At 54.9% G+C, this 740-nt stretch carries 2 protein-coding genes; one reads left to right on the forward strand and one right to left on the reverse strand.

Annotated features, from left to right (window positions below; all coding sequences use genetic code 11):
- Window positions 1–583: SGNH/GDSL hydrolase family protein (locus tag WOB96_RS14425; RefSeq protein ID WP_341372001.1), on the reverse strand; the 583-nt coding region annotated here is incomplete at its 3' end.
- On the opposite strand from WOB96_RS14425, the gene WOB96_RS14430 reads away from it, so the two are divergent.
- Window positions 518–740: hypothetical protein (locus tag WOB96_RS14430; RefSeq protein ID WP_341372002.1), on the forward strand; the 223-nt coding region annotated here is incomplete at its 3' end. The genes WOB96_RS14425 and WOB96_RS14430 overlap by 66 nt on opposite strands.

The following is a 740-nucleotide window of genomic DNA, read 5'->3' on the forward strand; positions in this document are numbered from 1 at the left end:
CCGTGCTGGTTACCACGGGCGCGGGATTCATGCCCAAGGTAAAACTGACACTGCTCGGGCCTGAGGGCGAAGTGGTCGGAGTAGGACTTGTTTGGGAGCTGGGGATGTATTTATTGATGATCTTCGCCAGTTCCGCGTATCCCTCGGGTGTTGGTTGCACACCATCCCAGCTCAAGAGGCTGGACCAGTTGCTCAGGGCCCGGAAATCCCTGTCCAGGTCCAACAGCTTGATGCGGCTGTTGCCCTGGGCGGCAATCCAGTCACGCAGTTGCTGGTTCACCCGCTGATTGCGGGCGTCATTACTGTCTTTCCGAGGCAAGAGAGTCATGACAAAGACAGTGGCACCGGATTTCTTGGCCAGCAATGAACTGGTGATCTGCTTGATGTTGTTGACCGTCTCGGCCTCGGAAATATAACGCCAGTCATTGTTGCCGATATTCAGCAGATAATTGTCACTGGCCACGATGCTACCCAGCCGGTTCATGAGATCGCGCGTGGTATTGCCGCGCAAGGATTCATGGCCATAACCATAAATATCAGTATGCGAGCCGATGAACTTCAGATCATGATTCAGGATCGCCAACCGGATTCTCAGCGACTGGCCACCCCAGGAACCAGTGATATTATCGCCAACGGTCGCAAAGATGCGGGTGCCATTCTGGATGATGTCCTTTTGCGCTTTCTGGAAGGTCATCACGCCGGTGCTGGAGGGCATCCTGCCATTGGCCCAGGTCAGGTAA

It is taken from the genome of Thermithiobacillus plumbiphilus, from assembly GCF_038070005.1.
In the GTDB taxonomy this organism is placed as follows: domain Bacteria; phylum Pseudomonadota; class Gammaproteobacteria; order Acidithiobacillales; family Thermithiobacillaceae; genus JBBPCO01.